A 780-nucleotide genomic window follows, 5' to 3' on the forward strand; every position below is an offset into this window, starting at 1 on the left:
TCGTGCCTGGTGGCCTGCCGACCGAGGCGCTGATCGCCCAGGTCATCGTCGCCAAGTTCGGTGATCATTTGCCGTTCTACCGGCAGGCCGAGATCTACGCCCGCCAGGGCATCCAGCTGGATCGGGCGACACTGGGCAACTGGGCAGGCCGGGCCTGCTTCCATCTCAAGCCCATAGCCGATCAGATGCGCGGGCATCTGGCTGCGGCAGAGCGCCTGTTCATGGACGAGACCACGGCGCCGGTGCTCGATCCCGGACGCGGCAAGGTCAAGAAGGGCTTCTTCTGGGCAATCGCCTCCGATGATCGCGGCCATGGTGGCCAAGGCCCGCCCATCGTGCTGTTCCACTATGCGCCGGGGCGCGGCGGCGAGCATGCCGAACGCTTCCTTCAAGGCTTCGGCGGACAGTTCCTGCAGGTTGACGCCTATGAGGGCTATGACCGGCTGACACGCCTGGAGCGGCCACAAGGACCGTGGCTGCTCGTCCATTGCTGGAGCCACCTGCGCCGACGTTTTGTGAAGCTGGCGCGCAACACCAAGTCCCCGATCGCCGAAGCTGCCGTGCGCCAGATCGCTACGCTCTACGCCGTCGAGGCGACGGTGCGCGGCATGACGCCACAAGCTCGGCTCGCCGCCCGACAGCAGTACTCCACCCCGATCATCGCCGCCTTGAAGCCGTGGTTTGAAAAGCAATTGTCGATGATCTCCTCGGGCTCAAAGCTGGCCGAAGACATCCGCTATGGTCTTGCCCATTGGGAAGGGCTCACCCGCTTCCTCGGCG

1 protein-coding gene is annotated in these 780 nt (G+C 65.1%); it reads left to right on the plus strand.

The genetic code is table 11. The features are described 5' to 3' along the window. Positions 1-780, plus strand: a 780-nt coding sequence (gene tnpC / locus NKJ94_RS37445) for an IS66 family transposase (RefSeq protein ID WP_352532809.1), incomplete at both ends; no start/stop codon positions are given.

Source organism: Mesorhizobium sp. M0060, from assembly GCF_040323155.1.
Taxonomy (GTDB): Bacteria; Pseudomonadota; Alphaproteobacteria; order Rhizobiales; family Rhizobiaceae; genus Mesorhizobium.